Raw genomic sequence first — 24,671 nt, forward strand, 5'->3', positions numbered from 1 at the left:
CCCCGGCCCCCGCCTCAACTGCTGCCGCGGCGCGCTGCGCTGGCGTGGAGCGCGATGCGATAGGCCTGGGCCATGCCTGGTCCCAGCGTCGTGCCGGGGCCGGGATAGTGGCCCCGCATCGGCGAGGCCGCATCGTTGCCGCAGGCATAGAGCCCACCGATGGGGCGAGCGTGCGTGTCGAGCACGCAGCCCTGGGCGTCGGTGGCCAGTCCGGCGCTCGACGCCGAATCCCCGGGCCATACCGCCATGGCGGCATACGGTCCCGGCCCTACCGGCCCGACACAGGGATTGGGTGCATGCGCCGGATCGCCGTTGAAGCGGTCGAACACCGAGGCACCCTTGTGGAAATCCGGGTCCTCGCCAAGCCGGGCCCAGTGGTCGTGGCGCTGTACGGTGTCGGCCAGGGTGGCGGCCGGCAGGCCCAGTGCCTGCGCCAGCGCATCGAGCGTCGGCGCCACCACCAGCGCGCGGCGCGCCACCCAAGGTCGCAGGTCACGCGTGCCGGGCGCAATGGCGCCCAGCCCGTGGCGCTGGATGAAGGCGGTGCTGCACACCAGCTGGGCGGGCACCGCGCCCGCACGCACCATGCCTTCGACGAAATGGTGGTACGAGGCCGCTTCGTCCACAAAGCGGCGGCCCTGGCCGTCCACGGCGATCAGGCCGGGCTTGGCCCGGTCCAGGAACAGGTGCGGAAAGAGCCCGGTCGAACCATCCTTGCGGTGCACCACCGACACCGGCTGCCAGAGGAATGGCCGCTCCAGGCAGGTGAGAGCCGCCCCGGCTGCGCGACCCGCACCCAGTCCGTCGCCGCGCACCGCCTCGGCCGCGAGCGCGAGCATGGTCGGCCCCTGCGGCGCAAGAAGATGCCGCAAGGCCGCGTCATGGCCCACGCCGCCCGTCGCCAGCACGACGCCCCGGCGCGCACGCATCACCCGCGTCTGGCCATGTGCCTCCACGCGTGCGCCCACCACGCGCCCGCCTTCCATCTCGAGCCCGCGCAGCCGGGTGCCGAAGTGCAGCTCCACGCCCGCCGCACGCAGGCTGTGCAGCAGCCGGCCCACGAGGGCATTGCCCATCACCCATCGGGCCCCGCGCGGATGCCGGATGCGCTCGCGGACGTGGCGCAGCACCAGCCGCGCGCTGTGGACGAAGGCCCGCCATGAGCGGTAGCGGCCGACCAGGGCGGCGATGTCGGCCTTGCCGACCATCATGCCCCCCAGCACCATGAACTCGGCCAGGGGTGGGCGCACGCGTCCGAAGTCGGCGCCCAGCAGCCGCCCATCGAAGGGCAGGGGAGAGACGGCCCGGCCCGTGACGGCCGCGCCGGGCTGGTGCGGGAGGTAGTCCGGATGCATGCCGGCACTGGCGAACTTCACGGCCGTGCGCGCTTCGAGGTAGCGCAGCATGGCGGGTCCGCTGCCCAGAAAGGCCTCGCGCCGGCCGTCGTGGTCGGGCTCGCCGATCAATGCATCGAGGTAGGTGCGCGCAGCGTCCACCGTGTCCCCATGGCCCGCGGCGACGCCGTGCGGATTGCCCGGAATCCACAGCGTGCCGGCGGAAGTGGCGGTGGTGCCGCCCACCTGCTGCGTGGCCTCGCACAGCACAACGCGCAATCCCTCCAGCGCGGCGACGAGCGCGGCCGTCATGCCTGCGGCGCCGGCGCCGATCACCAGCAGGTCCGCTTCCGTCTCAGGGATGTCCAGGGTCATTTACCGATTGCCTCGCGGCGAGCTTGTGCAAGAATGGTAGAACCATACACATTTTCGAGGACGGACAGTGTTCGATCAAGCAAGAATCAACGCCTTGCCCGAGCAGCCGGTGCCCCCAGCGCGCACGCCGCAGGCGCTCGCGGGCATCCGGGTGGTGGACTTCACGCACTTCGTGGCCGGGCCGCTGGCCACCATGACGCTGGCCGACTTCGGTGCCGACGTCATCAAGATCGAGGCGCCGGTCAAGGGGGAGGACTTCCGCTACTACCCGCCCATGGATCCGGAGCTGCCGGCTCAGGGCGCGCCCTACATCTGGACCAACCGCAACAAGCGCAGCATCGGCGTGGACCTCAAGTCCGAGGCGGGCCGCGAGGTGGTGCGCGCCCTCATCGAGACGGCCGACGTGGTGGTGGAGAACTTCTCCACCGGCGTGATGGCGCGCTTCGGCTTCGACTACGACAGCTGCGCGCGGCTGAACCCGAAGCTCATCTACTGCTCGGTGTCGGCCTATGGCCGCACGGGGCCGCATGCCGACCGGCTGGGCTTCGATCCCATTGCCCAGGCCGAAAGCGGCTTCATCTCGATGAACGGCTATGCCGACCGCCAGGGCGTGCGCAGCGGGGCCGCGGTGATGGACGTGGCCACCGCCATGTCCGCCACCAATGCGATCCTGCTGGCGCTGATGGCGCGCACCCGCGACGGCCAGGGCCAGTTCGTGGAGGTGGCGCTGTTCGACACGGCAGTGCTGATGACTGGCTTCGGCGCCATGCAGCACCTGACCACCGGCTACGAGCCGCAGCGCAACGGCAACACCAGCCCGGACACCTGCCCTTCGGGCGTCTTCCAGTGCCAGGACATGCCCTTCTACATCAACTGCGGCAACGACGGCATCTTCGTGCGGCTCTTCGAGCAGGTGCTGGAGCGGCCGGACATCGCGCACGACCCCGTGCTCTCCAAGCGCGCCAACCGCCTGCAGCAGCGCGACTACCTGTTCGACGTCATGCAGGCCGAGTTCGGCAAGCATCCCTGGCGCCACTGGCAGCCGCGGCTGCGCGCGGCCGGCGTGCCGTCGGGCGAAGTGCGCACGCTGGCGCAGGCCCTGGCCTCCGAAGAGGCGCGCGACCGCCAGTTGGTCACGCGCATCCCGCATCCGGTGAAGGGTTGGGTACCCAACGTGGCTACGCCGCTGCGGCTGTCGCGCACGCCGGCCGTGGTCGAGCGGGCGGCACCGGCCGTGGGGGCGGACACCGAGGCCGTACTGGCAGACACGCTGGGCATGGACGAAGAACGCATCGAGGCGTTGCGCGCGGCCGGTGCCTTCGGCGCACCTGCCCTGGAGCCCCAAGCATGAGCGCGCTTCGTCGCACCCAGGCGCAAAGCCCGCAGCGCCTTGCGCGGGGGGCTTTCCCATGAGCCGCGCCGTCGCCATCGTCGGTGCCAGCGCCATTCCGGTCGGCCGCCACCAGACCGCGGACGACGTGGCTCTGCAGACGCTCGAGCACGAGATCATGACCCGCCTGGTGGTCGAGGCCGTGCGCGACGCCGGCGTCGACAAGCAGGACATCCAGAGCCTGGTCTTCACCCTGCCGCGGCCTTACACGCGCCAGAAGTACTTCCACACCTTCCTGATGGGCCAGTTGCGGCTGGCCTGCCGCGGCAATGTGATGGAGGTCATGGGCAATGGCATGACCGCGGCGCTGGCGTTCGACCAGGCCTGCAACGACATCCTGCTGGGCCGGGCCAATGTGGCGCTGGCCCTGGGCATCAACATGGAAAGCGCGGTGTCGGCCACCGAGCACATGATGAGCAGCATGCGCACCACCGGCGACGTGGACTTCCACACCTCCGCCGGCTTCACGCCCATTGCCTGGTACGCCATGGACGCCATGCGCTACATGCACGAGCACGGCGCGACACGCGAGCAGATCGCGTCGGTGGCGGTGAAGAACCGGCACCATGCCTCGCTCAACCCGCTGGCCCAGTTCCGCAAGCCGATCACGCTGGAGGAGGTGGTGGCCCAGCGCCCCATCGTCGAGCCGCTGGGGCTCTACGAGGTGCCGCCGCGCGGCGATGGCGCCGCCTGCCTGGTGCTGGCCAGCGAAGAGGTCGCCAGGTCGCTCGGCCGGCCCTACGTGCTCGTGCGTGGCCGCGGCTTCTGCCACGACGGCTCGCACCAGATCAGCGACGTGCCCAACGACATGATCGGCTTTACCGCGGCACGCCAGGCCGCGCAGGACGCCTTCCACCAGGCCGGGATCGGCCCGGAGCAGCTCGACCTGGCCGAGCTCTACGCGCCCTGCACGATCGTGGAGGTGCTGGTGAGCGAGGCCATCGGCCTGCTGCCGCGCGGGCAGGGCGCGCGGGCTGCGGCCGAGGGTCAGACGCGGCTGGGTGGGCGGATTCCCATCTCGACCTCGGGCGGCCTCACCTCCCGCGGGCATCCCGCCTATGTGACCTCGCTCTACAACTATGTCGAACTGGCCGAGCAGCTGCGCGGCCGGGCTGGCGAACGGCAGGTGAAGAACGCCCGCTTCGGCCTGGCCACCGGCGAGTTGGGCAACTACAACGCCGCCCTCATCCACATCATGGAGGCCGTGCAATGACGCCGCCGCTGCCCCAACTCCCCGTCGCCGAAGACCGGGCCTACCCGCCGCGCGAGTCCGAATTCACCGCCACCTTCTGGCAGGCGCTGCGCGAAGGCCGCTGGATGAGCACGCGCTGCAAGGCCTGCGAGCGCCAGACCTTTCCGCCCAAGCCGGTATGCCCGCACTGCTGGTCCACCGACGTGGCGTGGACGCCGCTGGGCCGCACCGGCACGCTCTATTCGTGGACGCGTATCCACGCCGCGCCCGCAGTGTTCGCGGCCGAGGCGCCCTATGCCTGCGGCATCGTCGACCTCCACGATGGTCTGCGCCTGGCCTGCCGCCTGGTCGAGGACCCGCAGCGGCCGCCGGCCATCGGCCAGGCCATGGAGATGGTGGTGCTGCAGTACCGGGACGGCCCACTGTTCGCAGCACGTCCGCTCGGCTGAGCACGGCCTTCACCGTCAACCCACTCGATACACAGGAGAAAGAAAGCCATGAGCTTGTTCAACACCACCGGCCTCACCGACGACCAGCGCATGATGCGCGAGGGCGTGCTCGATCTGCTGGGCCGCCACCTGCCCTGGGAGAAGATACGCAAGATGGACGAGGCGCGCGAGTTCCCGCTCGAAGCCTACGAGGCGCTGGCCGATGCCGGCTACATCGGCCTCTTCTATCCCGAAGAGCTGGGCGGCACCGGCGGCTCCTACCGCGACATCGCCATCTTCCTGGAGGCCATGGGCTACCACTACACGGGCATCGCCCAGGCCATCACCACCTCGGCCGTCTACGCGGGCATGCACATTGCCAAGTTCGGCTCGCCCGAGATGAAGAAGGAGCTGGTGCCCCGCATCATCGCGGGCAAGGCCAAGCTGGCGCTGTGTATGTCGGAGCCCGGCACCGGCTCGGATGTGGCCGGCGTCAAGACCTTCGCGCAGCGCGAGGGCGACGACTACATCCTCAACGGCAACAAGGTGTGGATCACCTGCGGCCATGTGGCGGACTACTTCGTCGTGATCACCCGCACCGACCGCGATGGCGCAAGCCGGCACCAGGGCATCAGTACGCTGCTGGTCGACGCCAAGGCGCCCGGTGTGACGGTGCGGCCCCTGCAGATGCTGGGCCGCCGCACCTCGCATGCCAACGAAGTGTTCTTCGAGAACGTGCGCGTGCCGGCGCAGAACCTTTTCGGCGGCGAAGGCCGTGCGTGGAAGAACATCATGAGCTGCCTGGGCCTGGAGCGCCTGGGCCTGGCCGCCATCTCGGCCGGACACTGCTTCAAGATCACCGAGTACGCCCGCGACTATGCTAAGGACCGCGTGCAGTTCGGCCAGCCCATCTCGCAGTTCCAGGTGATCCAGCACAAGCTGGCCGACATGCTCATCCTGTCGGAGACGGCCCGCCAGATGGTCTACCGCGCGGCCGACGTGCTGGACTCGGGCAGCCCGGCGGTGACCGAGGCCTCCATCGCCAAGATCGTCGCCACCGACAACAACTTCAAGTGCGCCGACATCGGCATGCAGATCATGGGCGGCGCGGGCTATTCGATGGAATACGACATGCAGATGTTCTTCCGCGACTCGCGCGTGGGGCCCATCGGTGGCGGCACCAACGAGATTCAGCGCAACATCCTGGCCAAGCAGATGGACCTGGCTTGAGAGCCTCGGCCTGGTCCATCACGAGGGGCGCACGCCCCTTTTTTTTCGCCTTGGACGCCCCGGCTCCGGGCAGGTTGAGCGGATCCGCCCCCGGCCCGTGCTGGCCCACGGCTTCTGCAAGCTTGTGTGGTCTTTCGCATCCGGCCAGTGGAGCTTCGGCAACTAGGGCCAACACCAATCCAATGGTCGAACCATTAATATAAAGTCCACGGCAATGAAGCCGGGGCAAAGAAATGCAGCGCGTTGCTGCTGAGCCTCTGTGAGGAGGTTCGGATGATCAGGAGACTTCTGCTGGGAGCCATGGCCGCGCTGGCATTCCACGGCGCAGTGCGTGCCGCCGACACCATCAAGGTCGGCGTCATGCTGGTGGACTCGGGCCCCCTGGCTTTCATCCAGCCGCTCTATACCGAGCCGGCCAAGCTTGCGGTGGAAATGATCAATGCGCAGGGCGGCGTGCTCGGGCGCAAGTTCGAGTTGGTGACGCGCTCGCATTCCGGCACGCCGGCCGGCGCGATTGCCACTGCGACCAAGCTGGTGCAGCAGGACGGCACCGCCTTCCTCACCGGCTTCAATACCAGCGCGGCCGTACTGGCGCTGGGGCCGAAACTAGGTGCGCTGGACGCCCTGCTGATCGACGCGACCACATCGAGCGACGACCAGACTGGCAAGAACTGCCAGGCTAACTACTTTCGGACCACCGTCAACGACAGCATGGCGGTCAACGTGCTGCGCCCTGCGGTAGCCAAGTCTGGCGGCAAGACCTGGAACCTGATCGTGCCGGACTACGCCTTCGGCCACAGTTTCGCCAAGCGCTTCAAGGCACTGGTCGAGGAGCAAGGCGGCACGCTGCAGACCCTGGTGTTCGCGCCAACGGCAACGGCCGACTTCGGGAGCATGATCAGTCAGTTGGCCGCCAAGCCGGCCGACGGTCTGGGCGTGGTCGTGCTGGGTAACGACGCCATCAGCTTCGCCAAGCAGCAGCAGCAATTCGGCCTGTTCGCCAAGTTCAAGACGGTGGTGGCGCTGCAGTTCACCAATGAAGTGGTGCTTGGCGCACAGGGCGATTCCACCGTGGGCACCTATGTCGCCCAGTCGTACCTGGCCTCGATGCCGGGAGAGCGCAATGCGGCCTTCGTGAAGGCCTTCGAGGCCCGCTTCAAGCGGCCGCCGTATTACATCGAAGCGGACCAGTACCAGGTCTATGAACTGCTGCGTGCCGCGATCGAGAAGGCGCAGTCCACCGATGTCGCCGCCGTCCGGGCGGCGCTGGCAAGCCTCAAGGCGAACACCATTCTTGGCAGTGTCGAAATGCGCGCGTCCGATCATCAGCTGTCGCGTCCCATGGTGCTCGCCCAGATCGTGCGCGGCGCCGATGGCCAAGCCGTCCCCGCGCTGCGGGCGGTGGAGCCCGCCTCGGTCGTCATGCCGCCACCCAGCCCGGAATGCAAGCTGTGAGCGCGCGGGCCATGAGGCGCTTCGACGGCCTGACGGCGTTGGTGACCGGCGGCGGCTCCGGCATCGGTGCCGCCGTGGTGCGCCGCCTGGCCGACGAAGGCGCCCGGGTGGCGGTGGTGGATCGCGACTCCGAGCAGGCGCGGGCAGTGAGCACCGAACTGGGTGGCCTTGGCCTGGCCCTGACCGCGGACGTTCGGGAGGAGGCCGCGGTCGCCCGCGCCGTGGCCGACGCGGTTGGCCATTTCGGTGGGGTGGACGTGGCCGTCAACGCGGCTGGCTATGGCGCCGCAGCCGAAGTGGTCGACATGACCCTGGAGCAGTGGCGCGGGGTAATGGATGTGGACCTCTCGGGCGTCTTCCTGTCCACCAAGCACCAGGCCCGGCAGATGTTGCGCCAGGGCCGCGGCGGCGTCATCGTCAACATCGCCTCGACCAACGCCGAACAGCCGGCGGAGGGGTTGGCCGCTTACTGCGCGGCCAAGGCCGGCGTCGTGATGTTCACCCAAGTGGCTGCGCTGGAGCTGGCGGCGCATGGCATCCGCGTCGTCGGCGTCGGGCCTGGCCTCACCGAGACGCCGGCCACGGCGGCCCTGTTGCAGACGTCGGGCGCGCTTGCCGCCTACCTCGACAACATCGCAGCCGGCCGTCCGGCGCAGGTGGCCGAGATCGCGGGCCTGGTCGCCTACCTGGCTTCGCCAGAGGCTGCTTACATCAGCGGCGAAACGGTTTACATCGACGGGGGGCTGCGTGCGCGCAGTTATCCGACGCTCCGGCAGCGGCGTGGCGAGGCGTACGCTGGATCGGCTTTCCTGAGGGGGCAGGCGTGAGCGAGAGGTCGGCGATGCATCAGCGTCTCATGGCCGCAGCCGCACCGCAGACCCGTAGCGCTGCGGCGCCGGCGCGTACGTTGCTGCAGGAACGGGCTCGGCATGCTGCGCGTTGATCGGCTGAGCGTGGCCTACGGCAGCTTCAAGGCCCTCGACGACGTCAGCCTGGAAGTGGCGCGCCGGGGAACGTTGCACGGCGTGATCGGCCCCAACGGCGCGGGCAAGTCCACGCTGATGGATGCGATCACGGGAAGGCGCCGGCCCACGGGCGGCCGGGTGCACGTGGACGGCCAGGACGTGACACACCGCTCGGTCGGCTGGCGCCGCAGGCACGGCATGTCGCGCTCGTTTCAGCGGACCAGCATTTTTCCCGACCTGCGGGTGGGCGAGCAGCTCGAACTGGTGGCTTCGCAACTGAACGAGCCGAACTTGAATGGCATCGTGGACACGCTGCAGCTTGGCGCGGTCTACGACGAGCGGGCGGACGGCATCGCCTACGGCGACCAGCGCCGCGTGGACATCGCTCTGGCGCTGGTGGGACGGCCCCGCCTGATGCTGTTGGACGAGCCCGCTGCGGGCCTTTCCACCGCCGAGACCGTGTCGCTGTTCGAGCACCTGGCGACGCTGGTTTGCGAACGCGAGGTGACGGCGGTGGTGGTGGAGCACGACGTGGACGCCGTGTTCCGCTTCTGCGATTCGATCACGGCTCTGGACCAGGGATGCCTGCTTGCCAGCGGCACACCCGCCGAGGTGCGCGCCGACCCTCGCGTCATCGCGGCTTACCTGGGCACGGCTGCATGAGCGGCGGCCGGCCCGCCCACCATCACCGGGAGCTTTCATGGACATCAGTCAATTCCTGAGCCTGCCGCAGTTGGCCAACGCACTGGCGCTGGCTTCGCTGCTAACCATCCTGTCGAGCGGGCTCGCGCTTATCTTCGGTCTGCGCGACATCATGAATTTCGGCCATGGCGCGCTGTACATGCTGGGTGCCTACCTTGCCTACAGCGTGAGTGCGCGGCTTGGCTTCTGGGCAGCGCTGCTGCTCGTGCCGCCGCTCCTGGCGCTGGTCGGCCTCGCTCTCGAATACGGCGTCCTGCGGCCTTTGCGTCGGCGCAGCCACATGGACCTGGCGCTGATCACCTTCGGCCTGGCTCTGATCCTTGGGCAGACTGTCATCTACTTTTGGGGCTCGGCGCCCTTGTCGATGTCGGCGCCTGCGTCCCTGGCGGGCACGGTCGCGCTTCTGGGTCAGCCCTATCCAGCCTACCGCCTGTTCCTGATCGTCGTCGGCTTCGGCACTTGTGCCGCGCTCGCGGGCTGGTTGCAATACACCCGCTCGGGCATGCATGTGCGTGCCGTCAGCAGCCAGCCGGAGGTGGCCCGCATGATGGGTGTGGACACCGACCGGCTGGGCGCGCTGGTGGTTTGCCTGGGCACGGGCTTCGCCGGCCTGGCGGGCGTGTTGGCGGGCCCCTACCTGTCGGTGGACCCGGGCATGGGCGCCTCGATTCTGGTGACCTGCCTCATCGTCGTGGTGGTCGGCGGGCTCGGCAGCATCGGGGGTGCGATCGGGGCTGCGGTGGTCTATGGTTTCGTACAGGTCATCGGTGGCGTGCTGTCGCCCACTCTGGCCGTCACGGCGCCGTACCTGCTGTTGTTCTTCGTGCTGCTTTGGCGACCACAGGGCTTCGGTCGCGGGAGGGTGGCGTGATGCAAACCCTTGCGACTCCCGCCGTGCCGGCCGTCAAGGTCCCCCTTGCGAACAGATCCGGGCCGTCGGCGCCAGGCGGCCTGGTGGCCCGGGCCTTGTCGGCTCTCGCGATCGCGGGCATCGTCGTGCTCGGTGCATTCCTCCCGCTGGTACTGTCCAGCAGCTTCCATCTGTCGCTGCTCATCCAGGCGGCCATCCTGGGTATTGCCGCGGTGGCCCTGGGCTTCCTGGCCCATCAGTGCGGGCTGGTCATGTTTGGCGTCGCCGGCTTCAGCGGCAGCGGCGCCTACCTGTTTGCCATCGCCGTCATGCAGTTCGGCTGGGGCGTGGGCGCTGCGGTCGTCTTCGCGCTGGCGGCGGCGGGCGGGCTGTCGGCCCTGATCGGGGCCTTGATCGTGCGTGCCCGGCCGCTGCCCTTCGCCATGCTGACGCTGGCGCTCGCGCAGATGTTGCACTCCATGGTCAAGCTGACCCAGTACCGCGACGTGACGGGCGGCGACGATGGCCTGCCGATGACACTGACCGGCAGCCTCTTCGGGATCAGTGCGGCCGAGCTCGCGCGGCCCGAGCGCTTCTGGCCCGTTGCGTGGCTCGCGTTGTGCGGCGTCATGCTGCTGGCATGGGCGGTCTCTCGATCGCGCACCGGTCAGGTGTTGCGCGCCATCCGTGCCAACGAGGAGCGAATGCGATTTTCCGGCTTCGGCACGTTCTGGCCGCGTCTCTTCGCTTTCACGCTCGCCGGCTTCATTGCCGCGGTGTCCGGTGTGCTCACGGCGCTGCATTCGGCCTTCACCTCGCCTGAACTACTGGACTTTGTCACCGGCGGCAATGCGTTGGTGGCCATGCTGGTCGGGGGCGCCAGCAGCGTGCTGGGGCCGGTGCTCGGCGCAGTGCTCTATGTGCTGGGCCAGGACGCCTTTGGCGCCAGCGGCCACTTGGAACTGCTAACGGGCATCGGTGTCGTGGCCGCGATCGTCGCCTTCCCTGACGGCGCCATCGGATTCCTGCGCAGGCTGCGCCAACCACGACGTGTCCGACCATGAGCTTCATCCAAATCGAAGGCTTGCATGCTGGCTATGGCCAGTCCGAGATCCTGCGGCGCATCGACCTCGGCATTGAGGAGGGCGAAGCGCTGGCGGTGGTCGGCAAGAACGGCGCTGGCAAGTCCACGCTTTTGATGTCCTTCTTCGGTGGGACTGTCATCCGCCGCGGCACCATCGAAGTGGACGGAGTGCCACTGCAGGGCCGGCCTGGCTACCTGGCCGCCCAGCACGGCGTGTCGATCTCGCCGCAAGGCCGCCTGATCCTGCCGCACTTGAGCGTGCGCGAGAACCTGCTGCTGGGCGCGGCCGGCGGCCGCCGCGGGCACTGGACGCTGGAGCGGATTTATGCGCTGTTTCCTGTGCTGCACGAGCGGCGGGAGCGCCCCGGGACGGCACTCAGCGGCGGGCAGCAACAGATGGTGGCCGTTGGCCGAGCACTGATGGCCAACCCGCGCGTGTTGCTGTTGGACGAGCCATCGGAAGGCCTGTCCCCGGTCATGGTGGACGAACTGGCGCGCATCTTCGTGGCGGTACGCGCCGCCGGCACCGGTCTGCTGATCGTCGAGCAACACCTGAGCCTCGTGCGGCGGGTAAGCGAGCGCTTCGTGGTGATGGCCAAGGGCGAGATCATCGCGCGCGGCGCAACCCGCGACATCGACGCCGAGCAGCACCGCGCAGCGCTCGCGTTCTGATCGAGGGCCTGCGCGCGCAGGGGCGGCTTCAGCCGATGCCCAGGGACTCGCGCGTTGGCGGCGCTTCGGTCTGCCAGTGCTCGAACTGCGAGCGGCAGATGGCCGCTGCTGCCTCCCACCGTGCGGGGCTGCTGGGACGTATCACGAAGTCAAACTGTGCTGCCTGACGGAACTCCAGCACCTCCACGCCCTGCGGACCCGCCACATAGGCATAGGGCGCGTTGGCCGGCACCATCAGCCCATCTCCAGCCTTCAGTGTCTCGCGGCCGAAGCGCAGTTCGCCCGCAACCACGTAGTACAGGCAGTCGCTGTCGTGCGAGTGCACGGGCAGGGGGTAGCCGCTTTTGAACCAGGCATAGACCAGGCTGAAGCCGCCGGGGCGATCGTCGCGGAACAGCACCCGACCGTGGGTGCCGAGTTCCGCAGCGCGGCGAAACGTGTCGGCCAGCGGCGCGCGCTCGGGTGGCGGGGGCTGCATGGCCATGATGCCCGACTCGAACAGCTCCGGTGCGTCGATGGCCCGGAAGATCCGGACCGGGCCGGCTGGTTTGCGCTCCGCGGAGGAAGCGGGCGTGGATGTCTGATTCATGGCAGTCTCCGTGGGATCAGTGGACGAACTGGAACAGAGTCTTGATGCGGCCGGCCGGCGCCTTGCCGGCCAGCAGATCGCGCACGGCCTGAGGCGCGCCAGCGAAGTCGATACGCTCGGCCCAGGGGGTGTCGAGCGTGGCGGCCAGTCCTACCGCTTCGCGGAACTCGGGCTCGCTGTAGGCGAAGCAGCCAGCCAGCGTACGGTCGCCGACGACGACTGCGCTGGCGGAGACCGCCAGGGTGTCGTCGTGCAAGCCGACCAACGCTACGCTACCCCCCGGCAAGGTGCAGTCCAGCGCCGATTGCCGTGTGGTGGCCGTGCCAGCGCAGTCGAACACCGCCTCGAAGCGGCCTTCGAGCCGCGTGGCTACGCGCCCCGCCCCGGCCGCCTCTGCGTGGCTGAGCCGCGAAGGCACCGGGTCGACCACCGTGATGTCTTCGAGTCCGCGGCTGCGCAGGACATGGAGCAGGCAAATGCCGAGGGAGCCGCACCCTACGATGGCCACCGGGCCGTCGGGCCGTCCGGCGCGGTGCCAGGCATGAACACCATTGGCCAAGGGCTCGACGAGCGCTGCCTGTACCGCGCTCAAGCCCTCGGCCGCAACGGCATTGCGCGCGGGCACCACGACCTCCTGGGCGAAGCCGCCGGGTCGACGGAAGCCCAACACCCGACGCTGCGGGCAGATATGCGTATCGCCGCGGGCGCACCAGGCGCATTCACCGCAGCCGAGCATGGGGTTGATCGTGTAGAACCGGCCGTGGGCGTCGGTGGCGCCGAATTCGTGGCCCAGAACCAGAGGCAGCGGCACCGAGGCCCGGCCGCTGGCGATGACCTGCATGTCCGAGCCGCAAAGGCCCGCAATCGCCACTTGCAGACGCATTTCGTCCGGCTCGTCCGGGAGGCCGGGGTGCTCCTCAACGCGCAGGTCGCCCGCGCCATGCAGGACGAGTGCCTTCATGCCGTTGCCTCTCGCGCTTCGGCTTCGGTTGGTGCGGGCGCTGGCGCGTTGCGCGTGTCTGCCAGGAAGCCGAGCAGCAGCCTGGTGACCTCGGCCGGCCGGTCCAACTGCAACCAGTGGCCGGCGCCCACGAGTCGTTCATAGCGCCAAGGGCCGGTCACGAATTCCGGGGTGCGCACCACCTGCGCCTCGCCGAGATAGACGTCCCCGGTGCTCCACATGGACAGCGTCGGCACGGCGACCGGCGGCACCATCGCCGGGGCATCGAGCCAGCGGCGCGGATGCTGGTTGGCCCGGTACCAGTTGAGGGCGGCGGTGAGCGCACCGGGGCGCGAGAGGTCGGAAATCCACTGCTCGACTTCAGGATGGTGACCGCCCCAGTCGCGCAGCAACGCCCAGTCCTGCCGCTCCAACAACTGCTCCGCCAATTCCTCGAACTGGAACAGCAGCATGTACCACGACATGGCTCGCTGGTCGGGGCCCGCGAGCCTCATCGCGTTGAGATGCCCGACCGACATGGCTACCAGGCTGATGACGCGCTGCGGCTGGGAGGCCGCCAACAGCCACCCTACGGCTGCGCCGAAGTCGTGACAGACCACATGGGCGCGCCCCACGCCCAGGTGGTCGAGCAGGGCGATCAGGTCCTGCACCGATTGCATGAGGCCGTACGCCTCCACCCCCTCGGGCCGGTCGGAGGCGCCGAAGCCGCGCAGGTCAGGGGCGATGACCCGCCACCCGGCCTCCAGCAGTGCGGGAATCTGGTGGCGCCATACGCGGTGGCTGTCCGGAAATCCGTGGATCAGCAGAACGGCCTCGCCTTCGCCCTCGTCCAGCACGTTCAAGTGCAGTCCGTGGACGGCAATGCGGCGCGTGGGCAGGGTGGCGATGGGGCTTTGGTTCATTCGATGAGCACTCGAAGTCGGATCGCTCGATGGGCGCTTGCCCAGATCGCAGAAGACATTTCCCCATTATGGTTAAACCATTAAAGTCTGCAAGCAAGATGGCATGGCGAGGCGGTGTGGCGACGCGCGCCGCAATGGTGGTGCCAGACGTCGTGATGGCTGGGCGGTCCAGTCGTAGTCGTGCGGCGTGAGCTGCGGCCGAGCCGCCGGTGAGCGGCCCGGCAGCTCGCGGGCGGCCAGCGCCGGTTGCGCCGACAGCGGCTGGACACCATTGCCAGCAATTATTGGTTGAACCATAATTTTCCTGGGCTGCTTCTTCAGGCTGGCCCCATCGAGAGGACTGGATGGATCTGGAGTTCACACCGGCGCAGCGCGCCTTCCGTGCCGAGGTACGGGCCTTCATCGACGAGCGGCTGCCGGCAGACATTCGCGCGCGCCTTCGCGCCGGCCACCCTCCGCGCAAGCAGGACACCGTGACGTGGCAGCGCATCCTCAACGAGCGCGGCTGGGCCGCACCCCACTGGCCGGCGCGCTATGGCGGCGCCGAGCTGGGGCAGATGGAGCGGCTGATCCTCATGGACGAGCTCTACCGCGCGCCGGCACCGTTGCCGCAGGTGTTCAACCTCACCATGCTCGGCCCGGTGCTGATGAAGTTCGGCACGCCGGCACAGTGCGACTATTTCCTGCCGCGGCTCGCCAACCTCGACCTGTGGTTCTGCCAGGGCTTCTCGGAACCGGGCGCCGGCTCGGATCTGGCTTCATTGCGCACCCGGGCCGAGCGCCGGGGCGATCACTATGTGGTCAATGGGCAGAAGATCTGGACCACCACCGCCCACCTCGCCGACTGGGTGTTCGCACTGGTGCGCACCGACCCCGAGGCCCGCAAGCAGGCCGGCATCTCCTTCCTGCTGATCGACCTGAAGTCGCCCGGCATCACCATCCGCCCCATCCAATCCATCGACGGCGGCCACCATCTCAACGAGGTCTTCTTCGACGACGTGCAGGTGCCCGTGGCCAACCTGGTGGGCGAGGAGAACAAGGGTTGGGACTGCGCCAAGTTCCTGCTCGGCAACGAACGCACCGGCATCGCCAACGTCGGGCTTTGCCGCGAGCGGCTGGACCTTGCGCGCCACATGGCGGCCCGGGCGCTGCCGCAAGGCGGGCGGCTGATCGACGACGCCGGGCTGCGCGCCGAGATGGCGGCCCTGGATGCGGAGATCCGTGCACTCGAGCTGACCAACTACCGCTTCCTGCTCACCCCCGCCGAGCAGCAGGCGCTGCCGGCCTTCGCGTCGGTGCTCAAGCTCAAGGGCGTGGCGCTGCAGCAGGCGGTAAATGCGCTGCTGGCACGGCTCGCCGGCCCGGCCGGCCTGGAGCGGCGCGACGGCGACGAGGATCTCGTGCACGGCCCGCTCGTGCCGCGCTACTTCTACTCGCGCGCCGCCAGCATCTATGGCGGCACCAGCGAGGTCCAGAAGGACATTCTGGCCAAGGCCATCCTGGGATGAGACAGGGAACCCGATGAATTTCGAACTCGACGATGAACAGCGTGCGCTGCAGGACAGCCTGACACGCCTGATGGCCGAGCGCTACGGCTTCGAGCAGCGCCGCGTCCATGCCGCCAGCGAGGGCGGGCAGGATCCGCAGACCTGGCAGCACTTGGCCGAGCTGGGCGTCACCGCGCTGGCGGTGCCGTCGGCGCATGGAGGCTTCGACGGCGGCGCCCGCGCCTTGCTGCCGGTGATGCAGGCCCTCGGTGGCGCCCTATGCCTGGAACCGCTGCTGCCCCAGGTGCTGGCGGCGACGGCCTTGCGCCTGGGCGCCGACGAGGCGCTGTGCGCCGAGCGGCTGCCCGCCCTGGCCGACGGCAGCGCGCGCGCAGCCTGGGCCCACGACGAAGTCGCCGGCCGCCACGCCCCCTGCTGGATCGAGACTCGCGCCACGCGTCGCGACGGGGGCTGGGTGCTCGATGGCGCCAAGGCCCATGTGCTCGGCGCGGGCCTGGCCGACCATGTGGTGGTCAGCGCACGCACCGGCGGCAGCGCGGACAGCCCGGCCGGCCGTGCACTCTTCCTCGTCGATGCCGGCGCGTCCGGGCTGCAATGGCGGTCCTACCGCCTGGTGGACGACACGCCGGCCGCCGAACTGCAACTGGCGGCCGTGCCGGCCCGTCCCCTGGCCGATCCTTCCGACGGCGATGCGGGTGGCCGTGCCATCGACGGCGTGGTCGCCATGGGCATCGCCCTGGCCTGCGCCGACATGCTGGGCGCGGCCGAGACAGCCAACCGGCTCGCGGTCGATTACCTTCACACCCGCAAGCAGTTCGGCCGGGCCATTGGTGAGAACCAGGCGCTGCGCCATCGGGTGGCCGAAATGCGCGTGGACCTCGAGATGGTCCGCAGCATGGCGATGGCGGCCGCCATCGCGGTCGACCTGCCCGAGGGCGACGAGGCGGGCCTCGACCTGCATCGCGCCAAGCTGTGCATCGGTCGCCATGCGCGCGAGGTGGCGCATGGCGCCATCCAGCTGCACGGGGGCATCGGCATGACCGAGGAATACGCCGTCGGCCACTGCCTGCGCCGCATCCACGTGATGGACCAGCTGTTCGGCGACAGTGGTGCCCACGCGGCACGGCTGGCGACGGCGCTGGCGGCGTGACGGGGTGCCGACAGGCGCTCCCGCAAGAGACGACGAGAGATGACGAGAGACAACGAGCAGGTAAGACGACGATGAACGAAGCCATGATCTATCTGGACGACCAGGGCCTGCCCCGGTCGCAGGTGCAACTGCGGGCCCGGCGTGCAGCCTCCGGCCTGGCCGAAGTGGGGGTGGCCGAGGGCGACTGCGTGGCGCTGCTGCTGCGCAACGATTTCGCCTTCTTCGAAGTGCAGCAGGCGGCGGCCGCCATCGGTGCCTACGCGGTCCCGCTGAACTGGCACGGCAAGGCCGAGGAGCTGCTCTACATCCTGGAGGACGCCCGTCCCAAGGTGCTGGTGGCCCATGCCGATCTGCTGGCGCCGCTGCGCGGCCGGCTGCCGGCCGGGCTCGACGTGCGCGTGGTGCCCACGCCGCCGCAGGTGCTGGCGCGCTACGGCATCGACGCCGCGCAGGCCCGGCCCGCGCCGGACGACGTGCTCTGGCCGCAGTGGTGCGAGCGCTCCGCGCCCTGGGATGCGCCGCCGCGGCCGAGCCGGGCCACCATGATCTACACCTCGGGCACGACCGGGCATCCCAAGGGCGTGCGGCGCCATCCCTCCACGCCTGAACAGGCGCAGGCCTATCGGGAGATCATCGAGCGGGTGTACGGCCTCGTGCCCGGCGTGCGGGCGCTGATCACCGGGCCGCTGTACCACGCCTCGCCCAATGCCTACGGCCGCCAGGCCTTCGGCGCCGCCGAGGTGCTGGTCATGCAGTCCAAGTTCGACGCCGAGGAGACCCTGGCGCTGATCGCCAGGCACCGCATCACCCATGCGGTGATGGTGCCCACCATGTTCGTTCGCCTGCTCAAGCTGCCGGCGGAGGTGCGCGCGCGCTACGACGTGGGCTCGCTGCAGTGGGTCACGCACACCGGTGCACCGTGCCCGCGCGAAGTCAAGCAGGCCCTGATGGACTGGTGGGGTCCGGTGGTCTACGAGACCTACGGCGGCACCGAGGTGGGCACGGCCACGCTGTCCACGCCGCAGGACTGGCTGGCGCATCCCGGCTCGGTCGGCACGCCCACGCCAGGCACGCGCGTCGCCTTCTACGGCGAGGACGGCCGGCCGGTGCCCGAGGGCGAGATCGGCGAGATCTACATGCGCGTGTCCGCCTATCCCGACTTCACGTACCTCAACAACGACGCCAAGCGCCGCAGCGTCGAGCGCGACGGCCTGATCAGCGTGGGCGACGTCGGCTACCTCAAGGATGGCCGGCTGTACCTGTGCGACCGACGTTCGGACATGGTGATCTTCGGCGGCACCAACGTGTATCCCGCCGAGATCGAGATGGTGCTGGCCCAGTGCCCGGGCGTGCGCGACTGCGCCGTCTTCGGCATTCCGGACGAGGACTTCGGCGAGTCGCTGGCGGCTGCCGTGGAGCGCGAGCCCGGCGCGCAGCTCACGGAGGTGGAGATCCGGCATTACCTGGAAGCCCGCCTGGCCCGCTACAAGGTGCCGCGGCGCATCGACTTTCATGCCGCCCTGCCGCGCGAGGACAGCGGCAAGATATTCAAGCGCCGGCTGCGCGATCCTTTCTGGCAGAACACGGGCCGGCAGATCTGATGGCCGCGTCGCCGAGCGACGAAGTCGCGGCCGCGCTGGGCGGCATGCTGGCGCGCCGCTCCGGTTCGTCCGGCGAGGTGCGCGGCCTGCAGCGGCTGACGGCCGGCGGGACCAAGGCCACCTGGTCCTTCGACTGGGCCGTGCCGGGTGCGCCGCCGCAGCCGCTGATCCTGCAGCAGACACCCCCACTCGGCGCCGCCGCCGGCCAGGTGCCCAAGCTGAGCGGCCCGCAGGAGGCGGCGCTGATGCAGGCCGCGCGTGCCGCCGGCACGCCCGCGCCCGTGGTGGAGGCGGTGCTCGCGCCCGAGGACGGCCTGGGCGAGGGCTACGTCACCCGCCGCGTGGCCGGCGAGACGTTGGGCCGTCGCATCCTGCGCGACGAGGCCTTCGCCGCCGCCCGCACCCGCATGGCGGGCCAGTGCGGTGAGATCCTCGCCACGATCCATCGCACGCCCACTGGCGGGCTGACCTTCCTGCAGGCCTTCACGCCGGCGCAGGAACTGGCGGCCTACCGCGCCCTGCTCGATGGCTGCGGCGTGCGCCATGCCGCGCTCGACCATGCCGTGGCCTGGATCGGCCGCCACCTGCCGCCGCCGGTGCCGCCGGCGCTGGTGCATGCCGACTTCCGCACCGGCAACCTCGTCGTCGGGCCGGAAGGCGTGCGCTGTGTGCTGGACTGGGAGATCGCCCGCATCGGCGATCCCATGCAGGACCTGGGCGTGCTGTGCATGCGCACTTGGCGATTCGGCGGCCCGGGGGAGGTGGGCGGCTTCGGCGCGCGCGAGGCGCTCTATGCCGCCTACGAGTCGGCTTCCGGGCAGGCCGTCGACCCACGGCGGGTGCGCTTCTGGGAGGCCTTCGCCAATCTCAAGTGGGCCATCGCCTGCGCCCGTCGCGGCAGCCAGAAGCGGCCCGACGGCCGCCCCGCCAGCCTGGAACTGGCCGCCATCGGCCGCCGCATGGAGGAGCCGCTGTGGGACTTTCTCTACCTGGTCGCGCCACTGAAGTCGGCACTGGGGATGGTGCAGTGAGTGCTCCCGCAGCAGGCGGGGCCGAAGGCCGCCCCGTGCCCGCACGGGTGCCGCCGGCCGAGGTGCTGCTGGACGCCGCAGCCGCCTACCTCGACGTGGAACTGCGTCCTTTGCTGGACGGCTATCACGCGTTCCAGCTGCGGGTGTGCGTCAACGTGCTGCGGCTGGTGGCCCGTGAGTTGCGCCTGGGTCCCGCGGCCGATGCCCGGGCGCGCGCCAGCCTGGCCGCGCTGCTCGGCGCGGAGCCGGGCGCAGAGGCGCAGGCGGACGCCCCGGCACCGGACGAGGCCCTGCGCGCCGCGATCGCCTCCGGCCGGTTGCCGCTCGATTCGCCAGCGCTGCTGGCGCATCTTCGCGATGGGCTGCGGGACGCGCTTGCCATCAACAACCCCCGTTGGGTGGAACCGGGCGGCGACAGCCGCGGCTAGCCGGTCGAGCGGTGCATGCGGTGCCCGCCAAGGTGCACCGGGCCACCTTCGCGTTATTCCCGAGCGCAACGTGTCGGCGTCCTGTTAATGTAGATGGTTCAACCAATCAAAGAGAGACACCATGGAATTCTCCCGGCGACAGGTGCTGGCGGCCGGCCTGGCCACCCTGGGCGGCGCCACCACCACGGCGGCCCGCGCGCAGGGCTATCCCAACAACGTCATCCGCTTCATCATTCCGACGCCGCCGGGTGGCGGCCACGACATCATGATGCGGCTGGTCGGCCAGAAGCTCACCGAGCGGCTGGGGCAGCCGGTGATCGTGGAGTCCAAGCCGGGCGCCACCGGTGCCATCGCCGCCCAGACCGTGGCCCGGGCCGCCCCCGACGGCTACACGCTGCTGCTGGCCTACAGCGCCTTCCTCAGCAACCTGCTGCTGATGTCCAAGCCGGGTTACCGGCAGGAGGACTTCAGCACCGTGGGCATGCTCGCGCTCACGCCCATCGCCCTGGGCATCAGCGAGAACCTGGCGGCCTCCACGCTGCGGCAGTACGTGGCGCTGGCCAAGACCCGGCCGGGGCAGATCGCCTATGGCTCCTACGGCCAGGGCTCGGGCGGGCATTTCGTCGGCGAGCTGTTCAACGTGGCTGCGGGCATCGAGACCATCCACGTGCCCTACAAGGGCGAGGCGCCCGCGCTGCAGGACGTGATCGGCGGCCAGGTGCAGGCCGTGTGCGCCTCCATCGGGGGCACCAAGCGCTACCCGGGCCGCATCCGCACGCTGGCCGTGGCCTCGGCCGAGCGCTCGCCCAGCTATCCCGACGTGCCCACCTTCGCCGAACTCGGCTATCCCGGCGTGGACATGCCGGGCTGGGCGGCGCTGATGGCACCCGCCGGCACGCCCAAGGCCGTGGTGGACCTGCTCACGAAGGAGGTCAACGAGATCGTGCTGCTGCCCGACGTCAAGGCCAAGATTGCCGAGCTGGGCTTCGACTCGGTCGGCTGGGCGCCGGATCGTACGCACGCCTTCTTCAAGGAGCAGCTGGCGAGTTCGGAGAAGCTGGTGCGCTCGGGGCGCGTCAAGCTCTGAGAAGAGTGATGCCGGGGCTCCCGGGGGCCTGGAGCCACGGCGCCTGCGGGCGCCGCAGACCTCACCAACTGGGCCGCACCGTGCCGTCGCCGAAGGGTTCGTCCCGTCGGCGCGCGGCGGCCTTGAAGCCCATCGCCGCCACGTCGGCATCGAACTCCCGCTTGGCCCGGCTCAGGTGCGCACGGCTGTCCATCTCGGCGGCCAGGCGGGCGATGGTGCCGGCGCCCGCGAGTTCCAGCGCGATGTTGACGATGCGCTTGTTGGTTGCCAGCAGTTCTGCATCGATGGTGGCGAGGCGGCGGGCCAGGGTCATCACCTCTTCCTCCAGCGATTCGGCCGGTGCGCTGGCCACGGCCAGGCCGATTCGCGCCGCATCGGCGCCGCTGACCACGTCGCCGCTCAGCAGCAGCCGCTTGGCCCATTGCGGTCCCACGTTGTAGAACCACATGTGGTTGGGCGGCGAGCCCATGGCGCGCGTGGCCGGGAAGCCGATACGCGCGTCGTCCGCGGCGATCACCATGTCGCAGTACAGCGCCAGGTCGGTGCCACCGGCCACGCAATGGCCATGCACCTTGGCGATCACCGGCTTGTGCAGCGTGAAGGGCGTGCGCAGCAGTTCCTGGAAGCGCTCGAGCTTCCAGGCATCGTCATCGAAGGAGCCGCTGCCGCTGCGGTAGATGTCTGCGCCGCCCTCGCCGGCGGATTCGCTGGCATAGCGCGCGTAGGCCGACTGCATGTCGTAGCCGGCGCAGAAGTCGGGCCCTGCGCCTTCGAGCACGATGACGTGCACCGCCCGCAGGTCGTCGGCCTCGAGCAGCGCGGCCCGCAGCTCGACCAGCATGTCCCACGACAGGGCGTTGCGGCGTGCCGGATGGTCGAGGGTGACGCGTGCGACCCCGGCGTCGACCGTCAGGCCGACGAAGCGCGCTTCGGTTCGCCACTTGCCCATCAGGCCACCTGCACCCGGCGCTCGGCCGCAACGCTCGGCATCGGCTGTCCGCCCTGCATGGGCGCTGCCGCCTTCGCCACCTGCTGCGTCTGGTCGGCAATGTGATTGGCCGTGAGATAGGCGAAGGCCATGTTGGGCCCGTGCGTGATGCCGGCGGCCGGGTAGTTGCCGCCCATCACGCTGGCGCGGTCGTTGCCGGCGGCATAGAGACCGGGGATCGCGCTGCCGTCGCGGCGCAGCACTTCGCCGGTGACGGCGGTACTCAGGCCGTCGAAGGTGCCCAGGTCGCCCATCAGCAGCTTGATGGCATAGAAGGGGCCCTGGGCGAGCGGCGCCACGCAGGGGTTGGGCCCATGATCGGGGTCGGCCAGGTAGCGGTTGAAGCTGGTGCTGCCGCGATGGAAGGCCGGGTCCTCGCCACGCACCGCGTGCTGGTTGTAGTCGGCCACGGTGCGGGCCAGACCTTCGGGATCGATGCCGGCGTTGCTGGCCAGCTCTTCCAGCGTGCGGCCGCGCAGGAGATAGCCATTGCGCAGCAGCGCGCCATGCGGAATCGGCGCCGGCTTGACGTAGCCCAGGCCGTACTTGCTGAGCGCGGCCTGGTCGCAGACCAGCCACATGGCCGTCTCGGGCATGTCCGCGCAGGCCCGGTGCAGGGCGGCGCCGACGTCGTGGTAGGAGTTGGATTCGTTGGTGAAGCGCCGGCCGTTGGCCAGCACGCCGATCACGCCGGGCTTGTAGCGGTCCAGCAGATGCGGGAACACGCCGGTCTGGCCGCCGCCGAAGTCCACGTGGGTGACGGGCATCCAGGCGGCGGGCTCCTCGAAGCGGATCTCCACCACGCCGCCGGCCGCTTCGGCCATGGCGCAGCCGTCGCCGGTGTTGCTCTGCGGCGTGGGCGACAGGTGGCGGTGGCCGCGCCGAAGGTGCGGATAGGCCTGTGCGATCCGGCGGGTGTCGTGCGGAAAGCCGCCGCAGGCAAGGATTACCCCATGCCGTGCCCGCAGCGTGCGCTCGGCCCCGTCCGGTCCGGCCACCACGCCGGCGACGCGGCCGTCCTCCACCAGCAGACGTTGTGCCGGCATGCCGGTCAGGATGGGAATGCCCAGGTCGAGCGCGGACTGGGCCAGCCGTGCCGCCAGTGCATTGCCGCTGGTGACCTGCACGGCGCGGCGGTAGAGCAGCAGCTCCTTGAGGTGGTTGGCCAGGCGCCGCGCCACGTAGAAGAAGGAGGCGAGCGACTTGGTGGCCCGGAAGAAGTGCTTCAGGTCGGCGTTGGACGAGTTGAACATCATCCCCATGAAGGTGATGCTGCGCAGCGGCGGCTTGAGCCGGGCCATGTCCTTGCCCAGGCCGCGGATGTCGTAGGGCTTGGCCAGGATCGAGCGGCCGACGTCGGCGCCACCCGGCGCGGTAGGGTGGTAGTCGGGGTAGAGCGTGGGCACGAACTGCATGGCCGTCTCGCGCTCCAGGAAGTCCACCATGCGCGGGCCGTTCTCGATGAAGGCGTTCACGGCGGCTGCGTCGTAGAACCGGCCGGTCTCGGCCTGCATGAAGGTGCGTACCTGCTCGGCGGTGTCGGCCGGGTTCTGCCGCAGGCCGTGGTGGGTCAGCGGAATCCACAGCACGCCGCCCGACAGTGCCGTGGTGCCGCCGAAGACGGGCTCCTTTTCGAGTACCACCACATCCAGCCCGCGTTTGCGGGCCGTGATCGCGGCGGTCAGGCCGGCCGCGCCGGAGCCGACGACCACCAGGTCGTGCTCCGCCGCTTCTGGGGCGAGCGCGTTCATTCCGCCTTGATGTTGAACTGGGTGACGATCTCGCGCAGCTGATCGGACTCGGTCTTCATCATCTGGGCGAATTCGGCCGGGCTGGTGGTGCGGGCCACGGCACCGGTGGCCAGCAGCCGGGTCTTGAGCCCGTCGTCGGCCATGACCTTGCGGAAGGCGGCGTTGAGCCGTTCCACCACGGCGTCGGGCGCTCCTGCCGGTGCCATGACGCCGAACCAGGCCTGGGCCTCGTAGCCGGGCACGGCGCGGTTCAGGGGCGGGGTGCCCGGTACCACGCTGGAGGGTTCCCGGGTGCCGACGCCCAGCAGCTTCAGATTGCCCTGCTGCACCTGGCCCAGCATGGCGGAGGAGGGCGTGGTCACCAGCATCTGCACCTCGCCCGTGCGCGCCGCCATGGTGGAGGCCGCCTCGCCCTTGTAGGGAATGTGTTCGGCCTCGATGCCCGACAGCTGGACGAGGCGGGCCGTGGAGAGATGGCCGTAGGAGGCCGTGCCGGCCGAGGCGTACATGACGCCCTTGGGCTGCTTGCGCGCCCATTCGAAGAAGGACTTGGCGTCGTCCGCAGGCACGGCCTTGTTGACCACCAGCACCATGGGCACCACCGAGGTCAGCGTCACGGGCCGCAAGTCTTTGAAGGCGTCGTAGCCGGCCTTGTCGTTGAGCAGCGGCGTGGTCAGCACACCGTTGTTGGGATAGAGCAGGGTGTAGCCGTCGGGCCGTGCGCGCGCCACCAACTGGGCGGCGATGGCGCCCGAGGCGCCCGGGCGGTTGTCCACCACGATGGGCTGGCCCAGTTCCTTGCCCAGCGCCTCCTGGAACATGCGCACCTGGCCGTCGCTGGTGCCGCCGGCCGCATAGGGCACGACGATGGTGATGGGCCGAGTCGGATACGCCTCCTGGGCGGCGGCAAGTGCCGGCGCCGCGGCGGCGAGGGCCAGGCAGAGGATTCGGGCGGCGGTCGGGCGGTGCATGGGCTGTCTCTCGGTGTTGGTGTGAAA

The 24,671-nt window shown here is 69.7% G+C and carries 23 protein-coding genes; 16 read left to right on the forward strand and 7 right to left on the reverse strand.

Features of this window, described 5'->3' with window-relative positions; all coding sequences use genetic code 11:
• Positions 1–14: 14 nt before the first annotated feature.
• Positions 15–1,709, reverse strand: coding sequence for an FAD-dependent oxidoreductase (locus ABIC63_RS08045; RefSeq protein ID WP_354319345.1), 1,695 nt, complete (start codon positions 1,707–1,709; stop codon positions 15–17).
• Between the two features lie 94 nt (positions 1,710–1,803).
• Here ABIC63_RS08045 and ABIC63_RS08050 point away from each other — a divergent pair, with 94 nt between their 5' ends.
• From ABIC63_RS08050 to ABIC63_RS08095, 10 genes are all read left to right on the forward strand, one after another.
• Entirely contained in the window at positions 1,804–3,060 is a 1,257-nt protein-coding gene (locus tag ABIC63_RS08050) for a CaiB/BaiF CoA transferase family protein (protein ID WP_354319346.1), read from the forward strand.
• A gap of 58 nt (positions 3,061–3,118) precedes the next feature.
• Entirely contained in the window at positions 3,119–4,312 is a 1,194-nt protein-coding gene (locus ABIC63_RS08055) for a thiolase family protein (RefSeq protein ID WP_354319347.1), read from the forward strand.
• Complete coding sequence (locus ABIC63_RS08060; RefSeq protein WP_354319348.1) at positions 4,309–4,740, forward strand: Zn-ribbon domain-containing OB-fold protein; 432 nt, start codon at positions 4,309–4,311, stop codon at positions 4,738–4,740. Before ABIC63_RS08055 ends, ABIC63_RS08060 begins: the two co-directional genes overlap by 4 nt.
• Positions 4,741–4,788: 48 nt before the next feature.
• Complete coding sequence (locus tag ABIC63_RS08065) at positions 4,789–5,949, forward strand: acyl-CoA dehydrogenase family protein (protein ID WP_354319349.1); 1,161 nt, start codon at positions 4,789–4,791, stop codon at positions 5,947–5,949.
• 243 nt (positions 5,950–6,192) lie between these two features.
• Positions 6,193–7,404 (forward strand): ABC transporter substrate-binding protein, encoded by a 1,212-nt coding sequence (locus ABIC63_RS08070; RefSeq protein WP_354319350.1) that lies wholly within the window; start codon positions 6,193–6,195, stop codon positions 7,402–7,404.
• An 11-nt stretch (positions 7,405–7,415) separates the two neighbouring features.
• Positions 7,416–8,231: an SDR family NAD(P)-dependent oxidoreductase gene (locus ABIC63_RS08075; RefSeq protein ID WP_354319351.1), complete on the forward strand. Its 816-nt coding sequence runs from the start codon at positions 7,416–7,418 to the stop codon at positions 8,229–8,231.
• 102 nt (positions 8,232–8,333) lie between these two features.
• On the forward strand, positions 8,334–9,032 hold the full coding sequence (locus tag ABIC63_RS08080; RefSeq protein WP_354319352.1) for an ABC transporter ATP-binding protein: 699 nt from the start codon (positions 8,334–8,336) through the stop codon (positions 9,030–9,032).
• 37 nt (positions 9,033–9,069) lie between these two features.
• A complete protein-coding gene (locus tag ABIC63_RS08085; protein ID WP_354319353.1) occupies positions 9,070–9,942 on the forward strand; it encodes a branched-chain amino acid ABC transporter permease in 873 nt (290 codons plus the stop codon).
• A complete protein-coding gene (locus tag ABIC63_RS08090; RefSeq protein ID WP_354319354.1) occupies positions 9,942–10,985 on the forward strand; it encodes a branched-chain amino acid ABC transporter permease in 1,044 nt (347 codons plus the stop codon). The genes ABIC63_RS08085 and ABIC63_RS08090 overlap by 1 nt, the downstream gene beginning before the upstream one ends.
• A complete protein-coding gene (locus ABIC63_RS08095) occupies positions 10,982–11,677 on the forward strand; it encodes an ABC transporter ATP-binding protein (RefSeq protein ID WP_354319355.1) in 696 nt (231 codons plus the stop codon). The genes ABIC63_RS08090 and ABIC63_RS08095 overlap by 4 nt, the downstream gene beginning before the upstream one ends.
• 28 nt (positions 11,678–11,705) lie before the next feature.
• Here ABIC63_RS08095 and ABIC63_RS08100 read toward each other — a convergent pair whose 3' ends face one another.
• From ABIC63_RS08100 to ABIC63_RS08110, 3 genes are read right to left on the reverse strand one after another with little or no spacing between them, the layout of a single operon-like run.
• Positions 11,706–12,266, reverse strand: a complete 561-nt coding sequence (locus ABIC63_RS08100) for a cupin domain-containing protein (RefSeq protein WP_354319356.1) — start codon at positions 12,264–12,266, stop codon at positions 11,706–11,708.
• Between the two features lie 16 nt (positions 12,267–12,282).
• A complete protein-coding gene (locus tag ABIC63_RS08105) occupies positions 12,283–13,227 on the reverse strand; it encodes a zinc-dependent alcohol dehydrogenase (RefSeq protein ID WP_354319357.1) in 945 nt (314 codons plus the stop codon).
• The gene (locus tag ABIC63_RS08110; RefSeq protein ID WP_354319358.1) at positions 13,224–14,129 is read right to left on the reverse strand and encodes an alpha/beta fold hydrolase; all 906 of its coding nucleotides are present in this window, start codon (positions 14,127–14,129) and stop codon (positions 13,224–13,226) included. Before ABIC63_RS08110 ends, ABIC63_RS08105 begins: the two co-directional genes overlap by 4 nt.
• A gap of 344 nt (positions 14,130–14,473) precedes the next feature.
• Between ABIC63_RS08110 and ABIC63_RS08115 the strand changes: the two genes are divergently transcribed.
• The 6 genes from ABIC63_RS08115 to ABIC63_RS08140 all read left to right on the forward strand — a co-directional run bounded on the left by ABIC63_RS08115 (position 14,474) and on the right by ABIC63_RS08140 (position 20,934).
• Positions 14,474–15,637: an acyl-CoA dehydrogenase family protein gene (locus tag ABIC63_RS08115; RefSeq protein WP_354319359.1), complete on the forward strand. Its 1,164-nt coding sequence runs from the start codon at positions 14,474–14,476 to the stop codon at positions 15,635–15,637.
• 13 nt (positions 15,638–15,650) lie between these two features.
• Complete coding sequence (locus ABIC63_RS08120) at positions 15,651–16,787, forward strand: acyl-CoA dehydrogenase family protein (protein ID WP_354319360.1); 1,137 nt, start codon at positions 15,651–15,653, stop codon at positions 16,785–16,787.
• A complete protein-coding gene (locus ABIC63_RS08125) occupies positions 16,784–18,388 on the forward strand; it encodes an acyl-CoA synthetase (protein WP_354319361.1) in 1,605 nt (534 codons plus the stop codon). Before ABIC63_RS08120 ends, ABIC63_RS08125 begins: the two co-directional genes overlap by 4 nt.
• Positions 18,388–19,419 (forward strand): phosphotransferase family protein, encoded by a 1,032-nt coding sequence (locus tag ABIC63_RS08130; protein ID WP_354319362.1) that lies wholly within the window; start codon positions 18,388–18,390, stop codon positions 19,417–19,419. The genes ABIC63_RS08125 and ABIC63_RS08130 overlap by 1 nt, the downstream gene beginning before the upstream one ends.
• Positions 19,416–19,847: a DUF6285 domain-containing protein gene (locus ABIC63_RS08135; protein WP_354319363.1), complete on the forward strand. Its 432-nt coding sequence runs from the start codon at positions 19,416–19,418 to the stop codon at positions 19,845–19,847. Before ABIC63_RS08130 ends, ABIC63_RS08135 begins: the two co-directional genes overlap by 4 nt.
• Before the next feature lie 121 nt (positions 19,848–19,968).
• Positions 19,969–20,934 (forward strand): Bug family tripartite tricarboxylate transporter substrate binding protein, encoded by a 966-nt coding sequence (locus ABIC63_RS08140; RefSeq protein WP_354319364.1) that lies wholly within the window; start codon positions 19,969–19,971, stop codon positions 20,932–20,934.
• 61 nt (positions 20,935–20,995) lie between these two features.
• On the opposite strand, the gene ABIC63_RS08145 is transcribed toward ABIC63_RS08140, so the two are convergent.
• From ABIC63_RS08145 to ABIC63_RS08155, 3 genes are read right to left on the reverse strand one after another with little or no spacing between them, the layout of a single operon-like run.
• On the reverse strand, positions 20,996–21,883 hold the full coding sequence (locus tag ABIC63_RS08145) for a crotonase/enoyl-CoA hydratase family protein (RefSeq protein WP_354319365.1): 888 nt from the start codon (positions 21,881–21,883) through the stop codon (positions 20,996–20,998).
• On the reverse strand, positions 21,883–23,673 hold the full coding sequence (locus ABIC63_RS08150; RefSeq protein ID WP_354319366.1) for an FAD-dependent oxidoreductase: 1,791 nt from the start codon (positions 23,671–23,673) through the stop codon (positions 21,883–21,885). Before ABIC63_RS08150 ends, ABIC63_RS08145 begins: the two co-directional genes overlap by 1 nt.
• Positions 23,670–24,644, reverse strand: a complete 975-nt coding sequence (locus ABIC63_RS08155; protein WP_354319367.1) for a Bug family tripartite tricarboxylate transporter substrate binding protein — start codon at positions 24,642–24,644, stop codon at positions 23,670–23,672. Before ABIC63_RS08155 ends, ABIC63_RS08150 begins: the two co-directional genes overlap by 4 nt.
• Between the last annotated feature and the right edge of the window lie 27 nt (positions 24,645–24,671).

This window comes from Pseudacidovorax sp. 1753 (genome assembly GCF_040544975.1).
Classification (GTDB): domain Bacteria; phylum Pseudomonadota; class Gammaproteobacteria; order Burkholderiales; family Burkholderiaceae_C; genus Xenophilus.